Origin of the sequence: Leucobacter denitrificans (assembly GCF_014396385.1) — a bacterium.
GTDB lineage: Bacteria > Actinomycetota > Actinomycetes > Actinomycetales > Microbacteriaceae > Leucobacter > Leucobacter denitrificans.
This window is the reverse complement of sequence record NZ_CP060716.1, coordinates 674,205-696,494: the sequence shown is the minus strand read 5'-3', so window position 1 is coordinate 696,494 and position 22,290 is coordinate 674,205. Positions and strand designations below refer to the sequence as shown.

The window sequence follows — 22,290 nt, the reverse complement described above, 5'->3', positions numbered from 1 at the left end:
GCTAAGCCCGCCGGTACTCGGCGGTGATCGGGCACTCGAACGGATCCCGGGCCGCGAGCCCGACCCGGTTCAGGTATTCGATCACGATCGCGTAGGAACGCAGCAGCGACGTTTCTGTATAGGGCACGTCGAGCTTCTCGCAGTACTCCCGTACAATCGCTCGAGTCTTTGCGAGGTGCGGCCTCGCCATGCTCGGGAAGAGGTGATGCTCCACCTGGTAGTTCAGGCCGCCCATGAGCGTTGTGGCCCACCAGCCGCCGCGAATGTTTCTCGAGGTTCGCACCTGCTTCGTGAAGAAGTCGAACTTTGCATCGTGCGCGAACACCGGCATTCCCTTGTGGTTCGGGGCAAACGAAGCGCCCATGTAGACGCCGAACACGGCAAACTGCACACCGAGGAAGGCGAACGCCATGCCCAGTGGCAGAAAGTAGAAGATCGGCGCAAACAGCAGCACGAATCGCGCGGCGATGATGGAGAGCTCCGTCCAACGACCCTTGACCGGCCCTCGCGAGAAGAGGTGCGCGAAGCTCTGCTTGTGCAGGTTCAGGCCCTCGAGTGTGAGTAGCGGGAAGAAGAGCCACCCCTGATACTTCGTGATCGCCCGAATGAATCCGCGCGACTTGGCCGCATCTTCTTCGACAAATGAGATGGTGTCGACGTCGATATCAGGGTCTTTGCCAACGCGATTTGGGTTCGCGTGGTGACGAGAGTGCTTTGAGTCCCACCATGAATAACTCATGCCGATGCTCCCGGCAAGAATGACGGCGAGCCGATCGTTCGCTGGCCCGAGCGCGAGAATCTGCCGGTGCGCGGCCTCGTGCGCGAGGAATGCGATCTGCGTGAAGATGATCCCGAGCGCACCCGCGATGAGTAGCTGGAACCAGCTGTCGCCAAGCAAAATGAACCCGGTGATCGCGCCGCCGAGTGCCACCGCGATTGCGGCTCCAACACTGAGATAGAACCATGGCGCACGGCGGAGCAGACCTGATTCGCGCACCACCTCCGAGACCTTTGAGTACGCGCGACCGATGCTCGGATAATCGCCCGTGCGGGCCCGAGTGGGGCGGATCGGGCCGAGGCCCTCGAAAGCTTGGGTATGAGAAAGTGTGGCTGTCATGAGCGGCACCTGTTCCGTTGCGGGCCAGAAGTGGCCCATGGAGCCAAAGGCGGTTGCCGATCGCTTAATTCAGCGTAGCGAGCGAACCATACCGTTGGCTGCATAGTTGAGAATCGACGACGCCCTCACGCACCAGGTAACCTCGTCCGCTCCTCATACACTGGAGCAATGGTCCATCCGTTCTTCGACAGCCCAAAACCACGCATCTTCGCTCACCGCGGATTCGTGCCCGAAGACTTGGCACGAGACGGCATCCTCGAAAACACGCGCGCTGCGTTCGCGAACGCGCTCGCCGCTGGGGCCGACTACCTCGAGTCTGACTGCCACGTGACGCGCGACGGTACAGTCGTGCTCTTTCACGATGAAGACCTCTCGCGCACCCTCGACGATCCACGCGCCGTCTCTGAGGTCGAGTACGGCGAGCTGGAACGACTCATGGCTGTGCGCGGAGGATTGCTCTCGCTCGAGGCGGCACTCACCGAGTTTCCGGGTGCACGGTGGAATCTCGACCTCAAGATCGACGGCACCGTCGAGCCCGCGGGCGCACTCATCGGGCAAATTGCGGCGGATCGCGTGCTCCTCGCCAGCTTCTCGGACGAGCGGCGGACGCGGGGTCTCGCGGCCGCGTCACGCGTCGGTGCAACAACCCTTGTCGTGACGAGCGCAAGCCAAGGCGTGATGGTGCGCATTCTGCTCGCGGTCGCGCTGCGGTCGCGCGCGCTCCAGGCGCGGGCGTTTCAGGGGATCGACGCGCTGCAGATCCCGGAGCGGCAAGGGCCGATTCGAGTGCTCAGCCAGCGCCTCATCGAAGCCGCTCACCGCCACGGTGTTGAGGTGCACGTGTGGACAGTGAATAGTCCTGGGCGCATGCGAGAGCTCGTGCGCATGGGAATTGACGGTATCGTCACCGATCGCACCGACCTCGCGGTTGCCGCTCTGCGATAACCACCAACCATCGAGGCATGCGCGACAGCCGCAAATAGGCTGGGCGTATGAATGCTGTCGTATCTGGTTCAACCGTGCTCATCACCGGTGCCGCCCGCGGAATGGGAGAGCTCTACGCGAGGCGTGCCGTGCGCGAGGGCGCGAAAACGATTGTGCTTTGGGACGTCGACGAGGCACGCGTGGACGACCTCGCCCGCGAGCTCGGGAGTGCTTCGGCGCGGCGCGGTACCCCCGCGAACGTGCGGGCGTACGTCGTCGATATTGCGGATCGCGAGTCTGTCGCAGCCGCGATGACTCAGGTGCGAGAGGACCTCGGTGACCCCGACATCCTCGTGAACAACGCGGGCATCGTGCGCAGCAGCCTGTTCTGGGAACATGACGCCGAGCGCGACATTGAGCTCACGATGCGCGTGAACGCGCTCGCACCGATGTGGATCGCACGCGAGGTGCTCCCCGCAATGATCGCCGATCGATCGCGCCCAAAGCGCATCCTCAACATTGCGTCTGCCGCAGGAACACTCGCGAACCCGCGCATGAGTGTCTATGCGTCGTCGAAGTGGGCCATGATCGGGTGGAGCGAGTCGCTCAGGCTCGAGCTTGAGCGATCCGCACACGACCACGTGCGCGTGACGACATTCTGCCCAAGCTACATCTCGACCGGAATGTTCGCGGGCGCGCGCGGCCCGCTATTCACGCCAATCATGACGCCACGGAAAGCTGTGAGCGCAGCCTGGACCGGCATGCTCAAGGGCACACCCATGGTGATGCGCCCGTGGACCGTGAAACTCGCGATGGCGCTACGCGGGGTCTTGCCGACACGTTTGTGGGACGTAGCCGCCGATCGCGTGTTCCACGTTTACTCATCGATGGACGAGTTCACCGGACGCAAGTAGGCGCGGATTGACGCGAGCTACTTCGCTGGTTCCGGCTCCACGAGCGTCTCAGGATCCACAGGAATCTCTTCCGGCTTGTACCTCGGCAGTCGAGATGCCGGGATCGCGGCAAGCGCACTGAGGCCCGCGAGCAACAGGAACCCGAGCTTCAGCGTGCGCAGTCGCTCCTCCTCGTTGATACTGATGGCGGCTTCGACCTGAGCCTCATCGGCGTCGGTTCCCTCAAGCAGGTCGCGCAGCTCGTCGTTGCTGATGAAGTTGGCGTTGTCGAGATCCACCTGGGCCACAAGCTCTTCCGGTAGCTCGGGGTGATCGTTCACGGCGTTGGTGATTCCGAAGCTCAGGATCGTGACGAGCACCGCACCCATCACAGCGGTGCCGACTGCCGAGGCGAGGTTCTGCGCCGTTCCGCGAATCGAACCAACGTCGCCAGCAAGCTCCTTTGGTGCTGCTGTCACGAGCACATTGAACACAAGGGTCACGAGCGCGCCCTGACCAATGCCAAAGGCGATGAGGCCGATGATCGTGGGGAAGGTCTCCCAGTTGTTCGTCACGACGAGCGAGAGCCAGACGAGCGCGACTGTTGTGAGCGTGAACGAGAAGAGTGCGATGGTGCGTGGTGTGTAGCGCTTATAGAAGCGCACGATGAGGGTCGCCGTGATGAACACGGTGAGGTTGAACGGCATCATCGCGAGCGACGTGTCGAACGGAGTACGCCCCTGCACCACCTGAATGTACGTCGGCACCGTGAAGTTCACGGCCGCCTCCATCGCCACGATGATGAACATCGCGTACACAGCGGCGCGCTCGGTCGGGTGCTTGAGCACGCTCAGGTCGACGAGCGGCACCTTGCCGAGCCTGGTGCGCCTGCGAGTCCAGAGGAAGAAGCATTGGCCGAGCACGACACCGAGCACGATGAAGATCGGTGCGGGGGAGGGCCCCACCAGACTGAACGGCGCCGCCTCTTCGGCGGGAAGGATGCCCCAGGCATTCAGGTTGTTGAAGCCCAGGGTGAGCACAACGATCGCCGCACCAATGAGCACTGAGGCCACAAGGTCAATCTTGACCGACGGATTGCCGCGGTCGCCGCGCAGTTTGAAGCTCAACAGAAACACGACGACGGCGAGTCCGAGCGTGATGAAGAAGATGGGGCGCCAGCCAACAAGCGTTCCCAGAGTGCCGCCGATGAGGAACGCCGAGATACCCGAGAAGGCACGCGCTGAGCTCTTGCGTGACGTCTAAGACATTCGCGTCGAACACCGATGCCCCCTTACAAGCGGCGATGCAAAACCCATCGAGTGTCTATATAACTCGTCGCTTGTACCAAATATATGGGTTCTGTCCACCCCAATGACAAGAACTTCGTCGAGTTTTAGACTCAGGTCACAGTTCTAGATACGACACGAGTAGAGGCGGGAGATGGTCACGAAGCAGAATCCGGCGAAGCGAACCCGCAACATTACGCGCGAAAATACGGGCGATACATTCGAGTACCGCTTGGGGGCGCGCCGCATCACTGGGCGCGCGTCGGTTGAGCGAATCGAGGCTCTCGCGATCCCGCCCGCCTGGACTGACGTTGAGATTTCCCGCTCCGCAACTGCGAAGGTGCAGGCAAAGGGCGTAGACGCGGCGGGGCGAACGCAGGCGATCTACCACCCGTCGTTTGTTAAGCGCCAAGATCAGCGCAAGTTCGCGCGTATGGTGCGATTTGGGCGCGCGCTGCCCAAGTTGCGGGCGAGGGTGGATCGCGACTTGCGCAGCCGGTCGCTCGGCCGTGATCGGGTGGCCGGGTGCGTGATCCACCTCATCGACGAGCAGCTGTTTCGAGTGGGAAACGCTGAGTACGCCTCGCGCCACGGGAGTTTTGGCATCACGACTCTTCAACGGAAGCATCTTGACGTATCGCCCACGATCGTGGAGTTCAACTTTGTGGGCAAGAGCGGCAAAGAGCAGAAGCGCCGCGTGCGAGATCCGCGAGCGGCAAGGGTTATCGCGCAGCTACTTGAATTGCCCGGCGATGAGGTGTTTCGCTTCGTTGAAGCGGGGCAGAGTGCAGATGAGGACGCAGACCCGAACCCTCACCCGCTTCACAGCCGCCACGTCAATGCGTACGTGCGTCGGCATCTCGGCCGTGAATTTAGCGCGAAAGACTTTCGCACCTGGGGCGGCACGGTCGCCGTGGTGGGGGCGATTTTTGCGGTGGATCCCGCGGAGCTCCGAACGGCACTCACCACCGAACATGGCCGCGCAAGCGTGTTGCGCGACGCGGTGCGAATCGCGGCAGAGCGGCTTGGGAACACGGAGGCAGTGACGAAGGGCTCATACGTTGACCCCCGGGTGCTCGATCTCGTGAGTCACCCGAGGGTCATTGAACGTGTGCGTCGTAAGCGCTTTCGCGAACGGCTCCACTTCAGTATCGATGAGCAGCGAACGCTCGCAGTGTGTTCGCGGCGCTAGAGGTTCTCTTCTTCTTTCTCCTCGCGCTCGCGGTCGATGCGCACCTGGCGTTTCGACTCCTCGGTCTCAACACCACCGGGCACCGAGGTCGCGGGGCCGACTGATGTAGCGCCGCCCTCGTCGATCCAGTCGGAGCCGAGCCGGTCGTCGAGTGCGGGGTCGGTCTCGACATCCTCAGGGGAGTCGGGATTCTCGTGCGGAGACCCTTTCGGCACGGTCGACGTTCGCTCAACACCGGGGTCGCCGTGCGTTGGCTCCTCGATATTGTCGTTGCCACGCGTGTCTGAATCGCTGTGCGTGTCTGAATTGTGTGTCATACGTGTTCACTCCCTTTGTAGATTGTTGCGCCTAGTCGGCCTTGCTCAATCTGTTGCGCGCTTACGGCCGAAGATCAGGCCGTAGATGAGAAGCACGATGATCGATCCGCCAATTGCGAGTGCCCAGGATTGAAGCGACCAGAACTCTTCGAGGTTCGCGTCGAAAAGCAGGCCACCTAGCCAGCCGCCGAGCATGGCGCCAATGACACCGAGTAGGAGTGTGACAAACCATCCGCCGCCTTGGCGTCCCGGCAGAATTGCTTTGGCGATTGCGCCCGCGATGAGACCGAGAATCAGAAATGCAATGAAGCCCATGATCTTGCTCCTTTCGTCGCTGAGCGATCTTCGCCCAGGCATCAGGTCAGAAGTGACTTGATGAGTACGACGGTAGAACGACCCGCGCCCCGCCAGCTAGGGGCTTGCGAACGAAGTTATTGATGCGGTAGTGAACGGTAGTCGGAGGCATCTAGTGAACCCCGCACCTCCCACTGTCAAGGGGATGACGCCGCCGGGCACCGCGGCCGATACTCATCGTCATGGTCACGAATCGTGAAGGCTATCAGCAAGCCGATAAAGAAGAACTACCGAAGAAGCACGCTCGCGCGCTGAAAAGCGCGGTGAAGTGGCAATTCTTCACCATCGGGTACACCATCTGTACGATCACGGCAGTGTCGTTTGTGCTCGGTGGATCGCAAGCAATGACGACAGCGTGGATCGAAGACATGCTTTCGCTCCTCCCGCAGATCTCGTTCCTCATCGCCTTGCTATTTACGAAGCGCATACCCTCCAAGGAGCACCCTTATGGCAACCACCGGGCGATGGGGATCGGGCACCTCCTCGCTGGCGCAGCCCTGCTCGCGGTCGGCGCGATCCTAGCGTTCGACGCGGTGACCGGACTCATCGAAGGGTTCGTTGACGGCAAGCGAACCAAGCTCGGCGAAATCGAGCTGTTCGGCACGACCATCTGGTTTGGGTGGGTGATGATCGCCGTCATGGTAGTGATCATCGTGGGCCCAGTCTTCATGTACGGACCAGCGAAGGCGAAGCTCGCGCCGATACTGCACAACAAGCTGCTGTACGCGGATGCCGACATGGCGAAGGCCGACTGGCAAACCAACGTCGCATCGATCATCGGTGTGGCGGGAATCGGGTTGGGCCTCTGGTGGCTCGACGGCACGGCAGCTATTTTCATCTCGCTCGGCATTATTTGGGATGGTTACAAGAACTGCTCCGCAGCGGTACAAGACCTGACCGATCGCCGTGCTCGCACCTGTAACAACAAGAATCCGCACCCGGTGCGAGATGAAATTCTTGCGCTCCTCGAATCGAAAGAGTGGGTCAAGGACTACGGGATCCGCCTGCGAGACATGGGGCAGGTGTTCCACGCCGAGATATTCGTGACGCCGCGAGAAGATTCGGTGACGCTCGAGCAACTCAGCGAGGTGAGCGCGGGAGTCGCCGACATTGACTGGAAGATTCAAGACGTCGTCGTCGTGCCGACCGATCCGATCCCGGGGTTTGCCGATCGGTGAGGATATCTAGTCCGACTCGATCGCTGACAGCCGGTGCGGCACACCAACGGGTTTTGACTCCGCCGATCCACGCTGCCTAAGGAAGATCGAGTACGCCACCATCGAACCGACCGCGAGCAGCTCGGATTGCCAGTTCTGCAGCGTGCGGTTCCAGAAATCGGCCGACAGCAGGTACTCACCAAACGAGATCGGCGGTTCGCCGTGCAGCGCGTTCTCCGAGTTCGTCACGGTCGTGCCCGCGAGGCCCTGCACGAACCACGACAGCACAAAGATCGTGCCCATCATGATGAGCAGTGAGTTGCTGAAGAGCCACAGGCGAAACCCGCGAACCTTCGCCCAGGCTGGCGAGTCGTCTCGCGCGTGCTCTCCGATGAGCTGATCTTCGTCGCTCCCGACTCCCTCGTCGCCGGTCTTCTTCGACTCGGGTGACCCGCGCTGCACGAGCCACACCGTCGCGAGAATGAACAGAAAGAACTGCAGGTACTCCGACTGCCAGTTCTCCGCCACATCGACCACGAACTCTGACGACGTGACGAACTCCCACCATGAAGACACCGGCCCACCGTGCGTGAGCTGATCCTCGTTGTGATCGAACAGACCAGCGATTGACTGACCGATGAGCGTGAGAATAAATGCGGCGGCAAATACGAGCGAAAGCGCGTGGTCTTTCACGCGGCCAGACTGTTGCGTGCGCATGGTCACCTCCCGAGCAGCACAATCGCGAACATCGCAATTAAGCCGACGAGAACGATTCCAGCCCAGAGGCTAAACATGAGTTTCATGGTTCGAAGCTAGGCCGCGCCTGCATTAGTCGGCAGAGGCTTGCACCTGGTGCGGCGCATGTGTAAGGCCTGTGTGTAAGGCAAGTGCGAACGGCTAGATCCCGGCAGCATACCCGCGATGCACGCTCGCGTCGAGGGCCTCGTCTGTCGGGTTCTCGCGGCTTAGCGTTGTGAGCATTAGCTGAGCTGTCTAGCCGAGAGGACGCACAATCATGCCAAACCCACGCATCAATGACGAAGAACTGTACGAGAGCCTCCGTGAGGACGGCGCCTCGAAAGAGAAGGCCGCCAGAATTGCGAACGCGGCCGCGAAAGAGGGCCGCTCGAAGATCGGCGAGCGCGGCGGCGAGGCCGAGGACTACGAGGATCGCACCGTAGAAGAACTCCGCGAGCGCGCAAAAGAGCTCGACATTACCGGGTACTCAGACCTGAAGAAAGTCGAGCTCATCGAGAAGCTTCGCAACCACTAGCTCCGCCAAGCCGCGAGGAGGAAACGCCATGACCCCGAACCAGGATCCACGTTCGAAGTACCCGAAGCCACCCCTGCCCGAGCAGCACCAATCCCAGCCGGGGCAAACCGACGAGATGACGCCAGAACCCGACCACGGCGAAGATACGTACAAGGGGTCAGGGCGCCTTGAGGGCCTCCGTGCGCTCATCACCGGTGGAGACTCCGGTATCGGGCGCGCCGTCGCAATTGCATATGCGCGAGAGGGCGCCAATGTTGCGATTTCGTACCTGCCAGAGGAGCAGGAAGACGCGAAGGACGTTCGGAGGCTCGTCGAAGAAGCGGGTCGGCAGTGCGTACTGCTCCCGGGCGACCTGCGCGAAGAAGCTCAGTGTGTTCGGGTGATCGAGCAGACCGTGGCGGATCTCGGAGGCCTAGACATTCTTGTGCTCAACGCGGGCATTCAGCACAAGCGCGACAAGAACGCAGCGATCTCACGCGAGTCGATACTCGAGGTGTTCGAGACGAACCTTGTCGCACCACTGCTCATGATGCGCGAGGCTGCCCCGAACCTCGAACCGGGCTCGTCTGTCATCGTGACCGCATCGATCCAGTCGTTCGATCCGAGCCCCGACCTACTCGACTACGCCATGACAAAGTCGGCGCTCATGGGGTTCACGCGGGCGCTCGCCGAAGAGCAGGGCAAGCGCGGTGTGCGGGTCAACGCGGTCGCGCCGGGCCCGATCTGGACGCCGCTAATTCCGGGTACCGGGTGGGACGAGAAGCAGCAGCATTTCGGCGAAGACACCCCGCTTGGTCGACCAGGGCAGCCCGCCGAGCTCGCTGGAGCGTACGTGTACCTCGCCTCGGAGGACGCGTCGTACGTGTCGGGTGCGGTGGTGCCAGTTACGGGCGGCAAGCACCTCTGAGTTCCGCCGGGGTCACTCCGTTGCGGGCTGCTTGGCAGCCGAATCCTCCTGGCGCTTGCCCACGCGCAGGCCCGCTGGCGAATTCGCGAGCGAAAGCAGGTGCTCGAGCCACTCGGGATCGATGTCAGGAACTTCCACATCATCAAACTCGAAGTGGATCGGAACCGCCGGATGAACCCAAATACTGTGCTGCTGTGAGCCATCCGTCCACGTAAACACAAGACTCTCCTGCAGCCCCATCTTCCCGAGGATCACCGTTCTCAGGTGAGAGAGCGTGTAATCGTCAAACTCGAATGACTCGAGACCGCCGTAGTGCAGGTGGCCCATGATGATCTCCTAATTCTCTGCAGCGTGCCGTCGAGCCTCGTCTTCGGTAATGACGACGAGACCCCTTGGTGTGTTTGAGAGCTCATTCAATACTGCGAGCCACGTCTTATCGAGTTGTGGTGGCCGGCTTCCGTTAAAACGGAACGTGAGCGGAACATTTGGGGTGAGCCAGATCGAAACGCGGCCACCGCCTTTCTCCGCCGGATTCGTCCAGCTCATGAGAAAGCTCTCCTGGCGACGCAGCTTGATCGTGATCGCAACCTTCAGGTGAGCGAGAGTGCGGTCTTCGAACTCGTATTCTTGAGTTCCGCCATACATAAGAAAGCCCATATCGTTATGTTGGCAGGTTGCGCCGAAATTGAAAAGGACTTATGGTCAGACTCTTCTGATACCTGAGAACTACGAGGGCATATAACTACATGAGCGACGCACGCGAGACCGCGATTCGACAGCACATCGACACACAGTTTGAGAGCACCATCAACGAGCTTTGCGAGCTTGTGCGCATCCCATCTGTCTCGTGGCCCGCATTCGATCCAGCGCACCTGCACACGAGCGCCGAGCGGGTTGCTGAGCTCATGCGATCCACCGGGGTCTTCGACCTGGTTGAGGTGCGTCGCGCGCCCATCGACGGGCAAGAAGACATGGCGGATCCGGAGCTTGGTCACCCCGCCGTCATCGCGCGACGCGCACCGAAAAACGGCGCACCAACCGTACTGCTCTACGCGCACCACGACGCGCAACCCCCGGGCAACGACGATGAGTGGGACACGCCGCCGTTCGAACCCACCCGGGTAGGCGACCGACTCTTTGCGCGAGGCGCAGCCGACGACAAAGCCGGCGTCATGGCGCACGTGACTGCAGTGCGCGCGCTCGCCGCAGTCGCGGGTTCAGACTTCGACCTCGGGCTCGCCGTGTTCATCGAGGGCGAGGAGGAGTGGGCGTCGCAGTCATTCGGTAACTTCCTTCGTGAGAACAAAGAGTTGCTCGCGGCCGACGCCATCATCGTTGCCGACTCGGGTAACTGGGACGTCGACACACCTGCGCTCACCGTCGCGCTCCGCGGCGCCTGCGCGTTCAACCTTCGGGTCGACACCATGGCACACGCCACGCACTCGGGCATGTTCGGTGGCGCGCTGCCCGATGCCATGCTTGCGACCATCAAGCTCCTCGACACGCTCTGGAACGAAGATGGCTCGGTCGCCGTCGAAGGGCTCACGAGCGCCGACATCGAAACACCCGAGTACAGCGAAGAGCGTCTCAGGGAAGAGTCGGGTCTTCTCGACGGAGTGTCGACGATTGGGCGCGGGGCGATCCTCTCGCGCATCTGGGCGCAACCCGCAATCACCGTCACCGGCATCGACGCGCCGAGCATCGCGAACGCGTCGAACACACTCACCCCGAGCGTCACCGTGCGCATTTCCGCGCGCGTGGCACCGGGCCAAGACCCGAACGAGTTCTTCGAGGCGCTCTCGGCGCACCTCCACGCGCACGCACCGTTTGGCGCGCGGCTCACCATCGACGACGTGGGCCTGGGGCAGCCGTTCCTCGTCGATACCACGGGCCCTGCGGTCGCGCACATGCGTGAGGCGATGGCTGCCGGCTTCGAGAAAGCCCCGGTCGACATGGGCATCGGTGGATCGATTCCGTTCATCGCCGAACTCGTGCAGGAGTTTCCGAAGGCCGAGATTCTCGTCACGGGTGTCGAGGATCCAGACTCGCGCGCCCACAGCCCCAACGAGTCCCTGCACCTCGGGTCTTACAAGAAGGCGCTTGCCGCTGAAGCGATCTTCCTCGCCCGCATGAACGCGAGCGAATAGCGCGGGCGCATTCGCAGTGGATCAGCACACCTTCGATCTGTCGAAGATAGGCGCGGGCCTCCCGGTCGCGAGGTCGCAAGCCCAACTCGAACGCGCGGCGCGTACGGGTGCGATGGTGGTGACCGCGCCGCCCGGCACCGGTAAGACGACGTTCGTTCCGCCACTCGTCGCAAACGTTGTGGGGCAGCGGATCATTCTTACCCAGCCCCGACGCGTCGCGGTTCGCGCAGCAGCGTCGCGCCTCGCCCAGCTCGACGGCAGTGAGCTCGGCGAACGCGTCGGGTTCACTTTCCGTGGCGAGCGGCGGGTCAGCGCACGTACCCGCATCGAGGTCGTGACGCCCGGTGTGCTCATACGCAGGCTCCTCTCTGATCCGGGACTCGAGGGCATCGCAGCGGTCGTGCTCGACGAGGTGCACGAGCGATCCGTAGACAACGACCTGCTGCTCGGCATGCTCGCAGAACTGCGCACGCTGCGCGACGACCTCACCCTCACCGCAATGTCGGCGACACTCAACGCTCAGGCCGTCGCCGAGCTGCTGGGTGGCAGCGAGATCGTATACGTTCCGTCGGTGCTCCACCCGTTGCAGATCGACTACGAGCCCTTTGCTGGGGCGCGCCTCGACCAGCGCGGCGTAACCCGGGAGTACCTCTCGCACCTTGCAGACGTCACCCTCGCGGCTCAGGCTCAGGCCCAGGCTCAGGCTCACAGCGACAACGAAAGTGACGCACTCGTGTTCGTACCAGGCGCACGCGAGGTTGACGAGGTCGTACGACTGCTCAGGGCGCGTGGTGGATCGGTCGATGTGCTCCCGCTCCACGGGCGCATCTCATCGAAAGAGCAAGATCGCGCTGTGCGTGGCAGATTAAAGGATCAACCTCACCGCATTGTCGTGAGCACCTCACTCGCCGAGAGCGCGCTCACCGTGCCCGGAGTTCGGCTCGTGATCGACTCCGGCCTGTCGCGGGAGGTGCGGCGCGACGCTGCTCGCGACATGACCGGTCTGGTCACGGTGAGCGCGTCGCGGTCGAGTGCCGAACAGCGCGCCGGCCGTGCGGCCAGGCAGGGGCCCGGGCGAACCGTTCGCGCTTACAGCGAAGCTGACTTTGCCCGCATGCCCGCTGAGGCGCCCCCTGAGATTCTGTCGGCCGATCTGCTCGACGCTGCACTCGTGCTCGCCGCCTGGGGCGCGCCAGGCGGGCGCGGTCTCTCGCTGCTCACCATGCCTCCTACAGGCGCGATGGATCGCGCAGAAGGTGTGCTGAAGTCGCTCGACCTGGTCGATGGCAGCGGCCGCATCACGCCCCAGGGAACGAAGGTATCTCGCCTGCCGACCGGAGTGAGAGACGCCCGCGCGCTGCTCTCAGGCGCAACCGAACTCGGTGATGCGCAGCTCTCGGCCGAGGTTGTTGCGGCGTGTTCCGACGACCACCGGGCGTCAGATGCAGACCTCGTCGGACTGCTCAGGCAATTGCGCACTGGGCGAGCGCCGGGTGCCAAGCGGTGGCAGCACGAGGCACGGCGTCTTGAACGGCTCGCCCGAGAAGCGGTTGAGGGTGATGAAAGAACCGGATCCACCACACTTACCACTGCCACCACCGACGCAGTAGGCACCGTCGTTGCGCTCGCGAGGCCCGAGTGGATCGCGCGACGCGTCAACTCCTCGGGTCGCGCGTACCTGTTCGCGAGCGGCACGCGGGCCGCGATCCCAGAAGGCAGTTCCTTACAGGGCAGTGAGTGGATCGCTGTATACGAGGTGCAACGCGCCGAGGGCCGTTCTGCAGACGGTACGGGTGCGGTGATCAGGCTCGCCGCACCGCTTGGTGAAGAGCAGGCGATCCACATTGCTGGGTCGCTCGTCGCTCACACCCGCGATGCGCGGATCGAGAGCGGCCGTGTGCGAGTACGCGAACGACGGAGCCTTGGAGCGATCCCGCTCTCAGATACCCCCGTCACTCCGCGCGATACAGACACCGGCCCCGCGATCGCAGCGCACCTGCGCGAGGAAGCTCTCGCGGCCCTCAGGTGGTCAGACTCGGCACTGTCGCTGCGGGGGCGGCTCGCGCTGATCCACCGCGAAGTCGGCGAGCCATGGCCCGACGTTAGCGACTCAGCGCTGCTCGATTCGCTCGAGGACTGGCTCGGCCCCGACCTGCGCACCCTTCGGGCCGACGCTTCTCTTCACGGCATCGACGTGACGAGTGCCCTGCGGCGGCTGCTGCCGTGGCCAGAAGCGGCCAGGCTCGACGAGCTCGCTCCCGAGCGGCTCCGGCTACCGTCGGGTGGATCCGCGCGCATTAACTACGAGACAGACACCGCGGAACACACGGGCCCCGTCGTCGCGGCTAAGCTTCAGGAGCTCTTCGGGCTCGCCGAATCGCCGAGGCTCGTGGATGGCAGGGTGCCGATCCAATTTCACCTGCTCTCGCCGGGCCGCGGCCCGCTCGCGGTGACCTCAGACCTCGCGTCGTTCTGGAACGGCCCGTACGCACAGGTGCGCAAGGAAATGCGCGGACGCTACCCGAAGCACCCGTGGCCCGAAGATCCGTGGAGCGCGCAAGCCACTGCGCTCACCAACCGGCGGCTACGGCAACAATAAGCGCAGGGAGCAGCAACTTACCGCTGAGCGTTCTGCTGCGACGCAAGCAGGTCGCGAATTTCGGTGAGCAGCTCTTGCTCGGTGAGCACCGCTGGTTCTTCTTCGGTCGGCTTGCGAAGCTTGTTCATTGGCAGCACGAACGCGAAGTAGACGACCGCCGCAACGATGACGAAGTTGATGATCGCACCAATGACCGCACCGAGCGCGATCGTGCCGCCACCCGGCAAGCCGATGAGCAGCGCGGTGTCGAGCGAATCGGCCGCGAAGAACATGCCGACGATCGGGGTGATCAGTGAATCGACGACCTTCCCGACGATCTCATTGAACGCTGCGCCAATAACCACGGCAACCGCGAGATCGACAACGTTTCCACGCAGCAAAAAGTCTTTGAAACCCTTAAACATGTATTCCCCTACTGAAGTAAAGTGTTCATGAACTGTCAAAGCCTACTGTGACGCGCACACGGTAGCCTCGTCAATATGGAGTTTATTGGTGCCCAGCCCACACTCGATCTCACATACTCTGACGTATTCCTCGTTCCGAGGCGATCGGCGGTGCAGAGCCGCCTCGCAGTAGATCTCGCTCCGCACGACGGTACGCCCGCGACGATTCCGCTCGTCGCATCAAACATGAACTCTGTGACCGGGCCTCGTCTCGCCGCCGTGCTCGCACGCCGAGGCGGGCTCGGCGTGCTGCCGCAAGACATGAGCACCGACGAGCTCATCTCAGCGATTCAGTGGGTCAAGGCTCAGCCGGTCGCGTTCGATTCGCCGATCGTGCTGTCACCCGAGCAGACGGCCGCTGACGCGCTGCGCCTGGTGCCGGTCGCTGAGGGGCAGAGCGTGGTTGTCGCACGTGTGGATCGCGACGCACAGCTCACCCAAGACCGGGTACTCGGCGTGCTCGCCGCAACCAGGCTCGCAAGCGTGCCACAAGACGCGAAGCTCGGCGACCTCGTTGGAGCCAAGGTGCCCGCGCTCGACCTTGCTTCTCTGGGTTCCCAGGCAGGTGATCCACGCGCAGTGTTCGACGCTGTGCACGGCCTGCTCGAGCAAGAAGCCGCAGACGCTCATCACGGAGCTGGGCACAGCGAGGCCGTCGTGGTCGTGTCTGAAGGCGTGGTGCGAGGAACGCTCTCAAAGCGCTCAGCGCTGCGTACCTCGTTGTACCGCCCGGCGCTCGACGCCTCCGGACGACTCGCAGTGGCCGTCGCCGTGGGCATTAATGGCGATGCCGCTGCCAAAGCGCGTGCCCTCGCTGCAGCGGGAGCAGACGTGCTCGTCGTCGACACTGCACACGGGCACCAAGAGGGAATGCTCCGCGCGCTCCGCGAGATCTCGAAGCTTTCGCTCGGCCTGCCGATCGTCGCAGGCAACATCGTGACGGCCGACGGAGTACACGATCTCGTAGATGCGGGCGCCTCGATTCTCAAGGTTGGCGTCGGGCCGGGCGCAATGTGTACGACCCGCATGATGACGGCAGTGGGGCGCCCACAGTTCTCAGCAGTGCACGAGACGGCACAGGCCGCACGCGAGCTCGGCGCACACGTGTGGGCCGACGGCGGCGTACGCTACCCGCGCGACGTGGCCCTTGCGATCGCCGCGGGTGCGGGGTCGGTGATGATTGGCTCGTGGTTCGCGGGCACTGCCGAGTCGCCAGGGGAGCTGCTCACCGACAGTTCCGACAAGCAGTACAAAGAGTCGTGGGGCATGGCCTCGACGAAGGCCGTGCAGGGGCGCTTCGCCCAGCTCGACGCGTACGAGCGGGCGCGCAAGGAACTCTTTGCCGAGGGTATCTCGTCGTCAAAGATCTATCTCGATCCACAGCGGCCGAGCGTCGAAGATCTCATCGACATGATCACCTCTGGCGTCCGCTCGTCGTTCACCTACGCTGGCTCTGCAACTCTCCCCGAGTTCCATGTGAACGCTCGCGTCGGCCTGCAGTCCGCAGCCGGGTACGAAGAGGGTAAGGCACTTCCGGTTTCTTGGTGAGACCTTCGTTTCCTGGCAATTACCAGGCGAGTTGCCCGGGAATGCCGAGGCGGCGAACAGTGCACGTCTAGACTTGTGAGCAGCAATCGATAGGAGTTTTGGTGGAATTCATCTCGACCCGAGGCGGCATGGAGCCCGCACCGTACAGTGCGATCCTTCTTGAAGGGCTTGCGACCGATGGCGGTCTGGTGGTGCCCGAGACAATTCCTCAGATCTCACGAGATCGCATCGAATCGTGGCGCGGTCTCGATTACCCCGCTCTCGCGACCGAGATTCTCTCGTATTTTGCTACCGACATTCCGGGCAAAGACCTCGCGACGATGTGCGAGCGCGCCTACTCGTCAGAGAATTTCAGTGAGGGCGTGATCCCGCTCACCGAGCTCAGCGATGGTATTTCGCTGCTCGGCCTGTCAGAAGGGCCAACACTCGCGTTCAAAGACATTGCGATGCAGTTTCTCGGGCAGTCGCTCGAGTACGTACTCGCAAAGACCGGTCGCACGCTCAATATCATCGGTGCGACGTCGGGTGACACCGGCTCCGCTGCCGAGTACGCGCTTCGCGGCAAGTACGGCATCAACGTGTTCATGCTCTCGCCGCAGGGTCGCATGAGTGATTTCCAGCGGGCCCAGATGTACTCGCTCACCGACGAGAACATTCACAACATCGCTGTTGCTGGGGTCTTTGATGACTGTCAGAACCTCGTCAAGGCGCTGTCTGGCGATCTCGAATTCAAGCGTGAGCACAGCCTCGGCACGGTGAACTCGATCAACCTCGGCCGCATCTCAGCCCAGCTCGTCTACTACTTCTGGGCGTGGCTTCGCGCGAGCGACGGCCTCGACGCCGAGGCGCTCGAAACATTCAAAATTTCTGTCACCGTGCCCTCTGGCAACTTTGGCAATATCCTCTCGGGCCATCTCGCGCGTGAGATGGGGCTGCCGATCCGCCGTCTCGTGCTCGCCGCAAACGAGAACAACGTACTCGACGAGTTCTTCCGCACCGGCATCTATGCGCCGCGCGGCGCAGCCGATACGCACGCGACCTCAAGCCCGTCAATGGACATCTCGAAGGCCTCGAACCTTGAGCGCTTCGTGTTCGACCTGCTTGGCAGAGATCCCGAGCGCCTCGCGGCCGCGTGGCGTGAACTTGACGAGAACGGCAAGATCGACCTCTCGGCAGAGTTGCCTCGGTTCAAGTCCGAGTTCGGGTTCCAGAGCGGTACGAGCACGCACCAAGACCGCGTGGAAACGATTCGCAGCGTGCACGCGGCGACCGGTGTGATTATCGATCCACATACTGCCGACGGCGTGAAGGTCGCGCGCGAGCACGTTGAGCCCGGGGTGCCCATGATCGTGCTCGAGACCGCAAAGCCGGCGAAGTTTCCCGAGATCGTGTTCGAAGCGACAGGGGAGCGCATAGGCATGCCAGAGCGGCTCGCCGGGCTTCTCGACTTGCCGCAGCACGTCACAGAGATGAGCGGCGACGAACAAGAACTGCGCTCGTACATACGCGACAACGTGTAGATACGACGAACGACGGTAGGAGTTCAATGTTTGGCTGGTTGCGCACACGAAGAATTGAACGCAGGGTGGATCGCCTTGAGCTCGCGGTGACGGGCGCGATCGCAAGCGAGTTCGACGAGCTCGAGGAAGAACTTGAGTCGAAGCCGCGGCCGTGGACAGACACATTCGGCATGGTGGCCACGCGCGCGTTGCAGATCATCATTGTGCTCGGACTCACCGCGCTCGTCGTGTACGGCATGCGCCAGCTCACGACTGTCATCATCCCTATCCTGCTTGCGCTCATCTTCGCGAGCACGTTTGCCCCGGTCATGGGGTGGATGGACCGCAGGGGAGTGCCGAGAGTGCTGTCGACGGTGCTCGTGCTACTCGGTATTGTGGTGCTGCTTACGGGGATCGGGTGGCTCATCGTCTGGGCGGTGCGCGACCAGTGGGATGAGCTCGCTCAGCAGGCCCAAGACGGCTTTACGCAGGTGATCGCCTGGGTCAACACGCTGCCATTTGCGCCCGACGAGGAACAGCTGTCGCACTGGGGCGACATGGTGATTGATTTCTTGACGAGTGCACAATTTGGCTCGGGCGCGCTGGCTGGCGTCGGAGTTGCTGCCAACTTCATTACGGGACTCGTGCTCATGGTCGTGGTGCTGTTCTTCTTCTTGAAAGACGGACCGGGCATCTGGAAGTTCATGCAACGCCCGTTCCATGGACACAGCCTTGCGCGTGTGAAGCGCGTGGGCAGCAAGACCGTCGAGACCCTTGGCGCATACGTGCGGGGCACGGCGGCAGTCGCCGCGGTTGACGCGATCGGTATTGGCATCGGCCTCGCGATATTGAAGGTGCCACTCGCGCTCCCGCTCTCGGTGCTCGTCTTTATCCTCGCGTTCATACCAATCGTCGGTGCAACGCTCGCTGGCATTATCGCGGCGCTCGTCGCTCTTGTAGCAAACGGCCCGCTCAGCGCAGTGCTTGTGGTTGGCGTCGTGGTGCTGGTGAACCAGCTTGAGGGCAACTTCTTGCAACCCGTGCTCATGGGGCGCGCGCTCAAGCTGCACTCGCTGGTCATCTTGCTCGCACTGACCATTGGCACCGTGCTGAGCGGCATATTGGGTGCCGTGCTTGCCGTGCCGATTGCTGCGGTCTGCTGGGGAATCATTAAGGTCTGGGACGGCCCGAACCTTCCCGCCCGACCGTTCCGACCGAAGCCTGACGAACTGCTGACGTAGGTCTGACTGCCGTTTACCTACTGACGTAGGTCCACGACTCGCGCGAATGTCGGCGTTTTGGGGTTCGATTTGTGTCGCGCGGGCAGAGTGTGCCAATATATATGAGTTGTCAACGCGGGCTTAGGCCCTGAAAATGTTTGATAATGCGTCCGGCCCCATCGTATAGCGGCCTAGTACGCCGCCCTCTCACGGCGGTAACGCGGGTTCGAATCCCGCTGGGGTCACCGGAACGAAAGCCTCACCTTCGGGTGGGGCTTTCGGCGTATCTGCGTGGTCCAAGGCGGGACTATGCTGGTATCACGCGTGCTGAAGTACGTTGACTATGCGCGAAGAGGAGTGTTGAGTGACCCGCACGATCAAGCTTGCTGTAATTCCCGGAGATGGAATTGGGCCGGAGGTTACCGAACAAGCGAACCGAGTCCTTGACGCCGTTATCGCGGGTTCAGATGTGCAGTTTGAGCGCACCGAGTTCAAGCTCGGCGCCGAGCGTTTTCTTGAGACAGGCGAGACGCTTCCCGAGGCAGAGCAGGCAGCAATTGCCGAACACGACGTTATCTTGTTCGGCGCGGTTGGCGGCGTTCCCGGCGATCCGCGTCTGCGCGAAGCAAATATCGAGCGCGGTCTCTTGTTGAAGCTGCGCTTCGACTTCGAGCATTACGCAAATGTGCGCCCGTGCACGCTCTATCCCGGTGTAACCTCACCGCTCGAGAACCCGGGCGAGGTTGACTTTGTCGTTGTTCGTGAGGGCACCGAGGGGCCGTATGTCGGCAACGGCGGTACGCTCCGCGGCGGCACACCAGCAGAGGTTGCCACCGAGGTCTCGGTGAACACCGCATTCGGTGTTGAGCGGATCGTGCGATTCGCATTTGAAACCGCGAAGTCAAGGCCGCGCAAGAAGCTCACCTGGGTCCACAAGACCAATGTGCTGGTGCACGCTGGTGCGACCTGGCAGCGTATCGTCGAAAACATCGGGGCGAAGTATCCCGAGGTTAGCGTGAATTACATGCACGTTGACGCGGCGACGATCCACATGGTGCAAGACCCTGCGCAATTTGACGTCTTGGTTACTGATAACCTGTTCGGAGATATCCTCACAGATTTGGCCGGCGCAATCGGCGGCGGCATTGGGTTAGCGGCGTCGGGAAACATCAATCCCGACGGCAACTTCCCGAGCATGTTTGAACCGGTACACGGCTCTGCCCCCGACATCGCGGGCCAGCAGAAGGCAGATCCCACCGCGGCAATTCTTTCCGCGGGTCTCATGCTCGACCACCTCGGCCTGCAGGCCGAGGGCGATCGCCTCCGAGCGGCAGTCCGCACAGACCTTTCGTCGCGTGGCACCGAGGCTCGGTCAACTACCCAGATTGGCGATGCGATCGTCGCGGCGCTTCCGTCGCGTGGCTGATCCACACACTTCACTTCATCTTTTACGAGAGCGGATGTCATGACTGACCTCACCTTCACCATCACCGAGGCCGAACGCCGTAGCGCCGAAGATCGCGAAGCGGTACTCGCGAATCCGGGCTTTGGCGACCACTTCACCGATCACATGGTCTCGATTGTCTGGACTCAGGACGAGGGGTGGCACGACGCCGAGATTCTGCCGTTCGGCCCAATATCAATGAACCCAGCCTCATCAGTGCTCCACTACGGACAAGAGATTTTCGAGGGGCTCAAGGCGTACCGCCGCGCAGACGGCTCAATTGTGACCTTCCGTGCTGAGGAGAACGCGCGCAGGCTGAACGACTCAGCGAGGCGCATGGCGCTGCCTGAACTGCCAGTTGAGCTGTTTGTCGAATCTGTGCGCAAGCTGGTTGAGATCGACGCCGAGTGGGTTCCCTCCGGTGACGATCAGACGCTCTACATTCGTCCGTTCATGATTGCCGACGAGAGCTTCCTCGGGGTGCGTGCGGCTCAGCGCGCTCGCTTCTTGATAATCGCGAGCCCTTCTGGTGCGTACTTCACTGGTGGCGTGAAGCCGGTGTCGATCTGGCTCTCGCAGGGACTCTCGCGCGCTGGCCAGGGTGGCACGGGTGCTGCAAAGTGCGGTGGCAACTACGCCGCTTCGCTGCTGCCGCAGAACCAGGCTGCCGAGAACGGGTGCCAGCAGGTGCTCTTTACTGACTCGAACACCGTCGACACGATCGACGAACTGGGTGGCATGAACCTTTTCCTCGTGCGTAGCGACAACACACTTGTCACCCCTGAGCTCAATGGCAATATTCTCCCTGGCATTACCCGCAAGAGCCTCATTCAGCTTGCGCAAGATCGCGGCTACAGCGTTGAGGAACGTGCGGTCACCGTATCTGAGTGGCGCGAGGGTGTTGCCGACGGCTCAATCACCGAGGCGTTCGCGTGTGGCACTGCGGCTGTCATCACCCCGATTGGTCAATTGAAGTCACCGGACTTCACAATCGACTTTGGAGATAATGCGCCCGGCGAACTCACGCTCTCGCTTCGCGAAGAACTCACGGGTATTCAGTACGGAACTCGAGAAGATCGTCACGGCTGGCTCGAAGTTATCGTGCCCGCTCACGCGGCTGCATAGGAGATCAGGTGAAGATCGCGCGTTATGAGGTCGGAGGAGAGATCTCCTACGGCATTCTTGACGAAGCCGAAGACGGGTCGGGCATTGAGCTTGTCGAACTCTCAGGAGATCCGTTTCTCACGGGCTTTGACACGACGGGCCGTCGAACCAAGTTCCAAGATGTGCGGCTGCTCGCGCCGGTGATCCCGCGCTCGAAAGTAGTGTGTGTCGGTAAGAACTATGCCGACCATATTGAGGAGATGAAGGGCGAGACCGGGGGAGACGCGCCCAAAGAACCGCTGCTCTTTCTCAAGCCCAATACTTCGGTGATTGGCCCTGGCGACGCGATTGTGCGCCCGTCGATCTCTGACCGTGTTGAGCACGAGGGCGAACTCGCTCTGATCATCGGGGCGATCGCGAAGGACGTTCCAGAGGATCGCGCTCTCGAATACGTGTTTGGGTTTACGTGCGCAAATGACGTGACGGCGCGGGACATTCAGATCGCCGATGGCCAGTGGGCGCGGGGTAAAGGGTTTGACACGTTCTGCCCGCTCGGGCCCGTGATCGAGACGGATCCGGACCTGTCTGACGCGCGCATCACAACGAAGGTGAATGGTGAGATTCGGCAGGATGGCCGCACCTCCCAACTCATCTTCTCGCTCGCGAAGATCGTCGCTCACGCGTCGCAGGCGTTCACGCTCCTGCCAGGAGACGTGATCCTCACTGGCACACCCGCGGGCGTTGGGCGCCTCGAAGCGGGCGACACCGTCGAGGTTGAGATCGAGGGTCTCGGCATACTCCGAAACACGGTCCGCTAGCGGGTAGAGGTCGAGCTGCCGATTCGGGGACAATCTGACGGTCGGGCA

Annotated in this window: 22 protein-coding genes and 1 tRNA gene; 15 read left to right on the top strand and 8 right to left on the bottom strand. The window is 62.2% G+C overall.

Annotation, left to right across the window (positions count from 1 at the left end; all coding sequences use genetic code 11):
• Position 1: 1 nt before the first annotated feature.
• Complete coding sequence (locus H9L06_RS03320; RefSeq protein ID WP_187555834.1) at positions 2-1,117, bottom strand: fatty acid desaturase family protein; 1,116 nt, start codon at positions 1,115-1,117, stop codon at positions 2-4.
• Between the two features lie 168 nt (positions 1,118-1,285).
• On the opposite strand from H9L06_RS03320, the gene H9L06_RS03315 reads away from it, so the two are divergent.
• Complete coding sequence (locus tag H9L06_RS03315) at positions 1,286-2,062, top strand: glycerophosphodiester phosphodiesterase family protein (protein ID WP_187555833.1); 777 nt, start codon at positions 1,286-1,288, stop codon at positions 2,060-2,062.
• A gap of 47 nt (positions 2,063-2,109) precedes the next feature.
• Positions 2,110-2,955 carry an SDR family NAD(P)-dependent oxidoreductase gene (locus H9L06_RS03310; protein ID WP_187555832.1) on the top strand — a complete coding sequence of 282 codons (846 nt, stop codon included), beginning with the start codon at positions 2,110-2,112 and terminating at the stop codon, positions 2,953-2,955.
• Between the two features lie 17 nt (positions 2,956-2,972).
• Here the strand turns inward: H9L06_RS03310 and H9L06_RS03305 are convergent, their stop codons facing one another.
• A complete protein-coding gene (locus tag H9L06_RS03305) occupies positions 2,973-4,157 on the bottom strand; it encodes an MFS transporter (protein WP_187556324.1) in 1,185 nt (394 codons plus the stop codon).
• A 217-nt stretch (positions 4,158-4,374) separates the two neighbouring features.
• Here H9L06_RS03305 and H9L06_RS03300 point away from each other — a divergent pair, with 217 nt between their 5' ends.
• Positions 4,375-5,412 carry a DNA topoisomerase IB gene (locus H9L06_RS03300; protein WP_187555831.1) on the top strand — a complete coding sequence of 346 codons (1,038 nt, stop codon included), beginning with the start codon at positions 4,375-4,377 and terminating at the stop codon, positions 5,410-5,412.
• Here H9L06_RS03300 and H9L06_RS03295 read toward each other — a convergent pair.
• Together H9L06_RS03295 and H9L06_RS03290 are read right to left on the bottom strand one after the other, a co-directional pair.
• The gene (locus H9L06_RS03295; protein ID WP_187556509.1) at positions 5,409-5,729 is read right to left on the bottom strand and encodes a hypothetical protein; all 321 of its coding nucleotides are present in this window, start codon (positions 5,727-5,729) and stop codon (positions 5,409-5,411) included. The genes H9L06_RS03300 and H9L06_RS03295 overlap by 4 nt on opposite strands.
• A gap of 45 nt (positions 5,730-5,774) precedes the next feature.
• The gene (locus H9L06_RS03290) at positions 5,775-6,044 is read right to left on the bottom strand and encodes a GlsB/YeaQ/YmgE family stress response membrane protein (protein WP_187555830.1); all 270 of its coding nucleotides are present in this window, start codon (positions 6,042-6,044) and stop codon (positions 5,775-5,777) included.
• A 221-nt stretch (positions 6,045-6,265) separates the two neighbouring features.
• Between H9L06_RS03290 and H9L06_RS03285 the strand changes: the two genes are divergently transcribed.
• Positions 6,266-7,261: a cation efflux transmembrane domain-containing protein gene (locus H9L06_RS03285; protein WP_187555829.1), complete on the top strand. Its 996-nt coding sequence runs from the start codon at positions 6,266-6,268 to the stop codon at positions 7,259-7,261.
• A 6-nt stretch (positions 7,262-7,267) separates the two neighbouring features.
• Here H9L06_RS03285 and H9L06_RS03280 read toward each other — a convergent pair whose 3' ends face one another.
• A complete protein-coding gene (locus tag H9L06_RS03280; protein WP_187555828.1) occupies positions 7,268-7,957 on the bottom strand; it encodes a DUF6766 family protein in 690 nt (229 codons plus the stop codon).
• Positions 7,958-8,255: 298 nt separating this feature from the next.
• Between H9L06_RS03280 and H9L06_RS03275 the strand changes: the two genes are divergently transcribed.
• Together H9L06_RS03275 and H9L06_RS03270 are read left to right on the top strand one after the other, a co-directional pair.
• Entirely contained in the window at positions 8,256-8,513 is a 258-nt protein-coding gene (locus H9L06_RS03275; RefSeq protein ID WP_187555827.1) for a DUF7218 family protein, read from the top strand.
• A gap of 28 nt (positions 8,514-8,541) precedes the next feature.
• Positions 8,542-9,420 (top strand): SDR family oxidoreductase, encoded by an 879-nt coding sequence (locus H9L06_RS03270; RefSeq protein WP_187555826.1) that lies wholly within the window; start codon positions 8,542-8,544, stop codon positions 9,418-9,420.
• Positions 9,421-9,432: 12 nt separating this feature from the next.
• Here H9L06_RS03270 and H9L06_RS03265 read toward each other — a convergent pair whose 3' ends face one another.
• Together H9L06_RS03265 and H9L06_RS03260 are read right to left on the bottom strand one after the other, a co-directional pair.
• Entirely contained in the window at positions 9,433-9,747 is a 315-nt protein-coding gene (locus tag H9L06_RS03265; RefSeq protein ID WP_187555825.1) for a DUF7882 family protein, read from the bottom strand.
• A gap of 9 nt (positions 9,748-9,756) precedes the next feature.
• The gene (locus H9L06_RS03260; RefSeq protein WP_187555824.1) at positions 9,757-10,077 is read right to left on the bottom strand and encodes a DUF7882 family protein; all 321 of its coding nucleotides are present in this window, start codon (positions 10,075-10,077) and stop codon (positions 9,757-9,759) included.
• An 89-nt stretch (positions 10,078-10,166) separates the two neighbouring features.
• Between H9L06_RS03260 and H9L06_RS03255 the strand changes: the two genes are divergently transcribed.
• Positions 10,167-11,567, top strand: coding sequence for a dipeptidase (locus H9L06_RS03255; RefSeq protein WP_187555823.1), 1,401 nt, complete (start codon positions 10,167-10,169; stop codon positions 11,565-11,567).
• A 16-nt stretch (positions 11,568-11,583) separates the two neighbouring features.
• Complete coding sequence (hrpB, locus tag H9L06_RS03250) at positions 11,584-14,166, top strand: ATP-dependent helicase HrpB (protein WP_187555822.1); 2,583 nt, start codon at positions 11,584-11,586, stop codon at positions 14,164-14,166.
• Between the two features lie 17 nt (positions 14,167-14,183).
• Here hrpB and mscL read toward each other — a convergent pair whose 3' ends face one another.
• A complete protein-coding gene (mscL, locus tag H9L06_RS03245) occupies positions 14,184-14,570 on the bottom strand; it encodes a large conductance mechanosensitive channel protein MscL (RefSeq protein WP_187555821.1) in 387 nt (128 codons plus the stop codon).
• Positions 14,571-14,645: 75 nt separating this feature from the next.
• On the opposite strand from mscL, the gene guaB1 reads away from it, so the two are divergent.
• The 7 genes from guaB1 to H9L06_RS03210 all read left to right on the top strand — a co-directional run bounded on the left by guaB1 (position 14,646) and on the right by H9L06_RS03210 (position 22,242).
• Positions 14,646-16,157, top strand: coding sequence for a GMP reductase (gene guaB1 / locus H9L06_RS03240; RefSeq protein WP_187555820.1), 1,512 nt, complete (start codon positions 14,646-14,648; stop codon positions 16,155-16,157).
• 101 nt (positions 16,158-16,258) lie between these two features.
• Positions 16,259-17,677, top strand: a complete 1,419-nt coding sequence (gene thrC / locus H9L06_RS03235) for a threonine synthase (RefSeq protein ID WP_187555819.1) — start codon at positions 16,259-16,261, stop codon at positions 17,675-17,677.
• Between the two features lie 26 nt (positions 17,678-17,703).
• On the top strand, positions 17,704-18,897 hold the full coding sequence (locus H9L06_RS03230) for an AI-2E family transporter (RefSeq protein WP_187555818.1): 1,194 nt from the start codon (positions 17,704-17,706) through the stop codon (positions 18,895-18,897).
• 151 nt (positions 18,898-19,048) lie between these two features.
• Positions 19,049-19,121 (top strand) — tRNA-Glu (locus tag H9L06_RS03225).
• Positions 19,122-19,240: 119 nt separating this feature from the next.
• Positions 19,241-20,302: a 3-isopropylmalate dehydrogenase gene (locus H9L06_RS03220; RefSeq protein WP_187555817.1), complete on the top strand. Its 1,062-nt coding sequence runs from the start codon at positions 19,241-19,243 to the stop codon at positions 20,300-20,302.
• Positions 20,303-20,341: 39 nt separating this feature from the next.
• Positions 20,342-21,445, top strand: coding sequence for a branched-chain amino acid aminotransferase (locus H9L06_RS03215; protein WP_187555816.1), 1,104 nt, complete (start codon positions 20,342-20,344; stop codon positions 21,443-21,445).
• Between the two features lie 8 nt (positions 21,446-21,453).
• Entirely contained in the window at positions 21,454-22,242 is a 789-nt protein-coding gene (locus tag H9L06_RS03210) for a fumarylacetoacetate hydrolase family protein (RefSeq protein ID WP_187555815.1), read from the top strand.
• Positions 22,243-22,290: the final 48 nt, after the last annotated feature.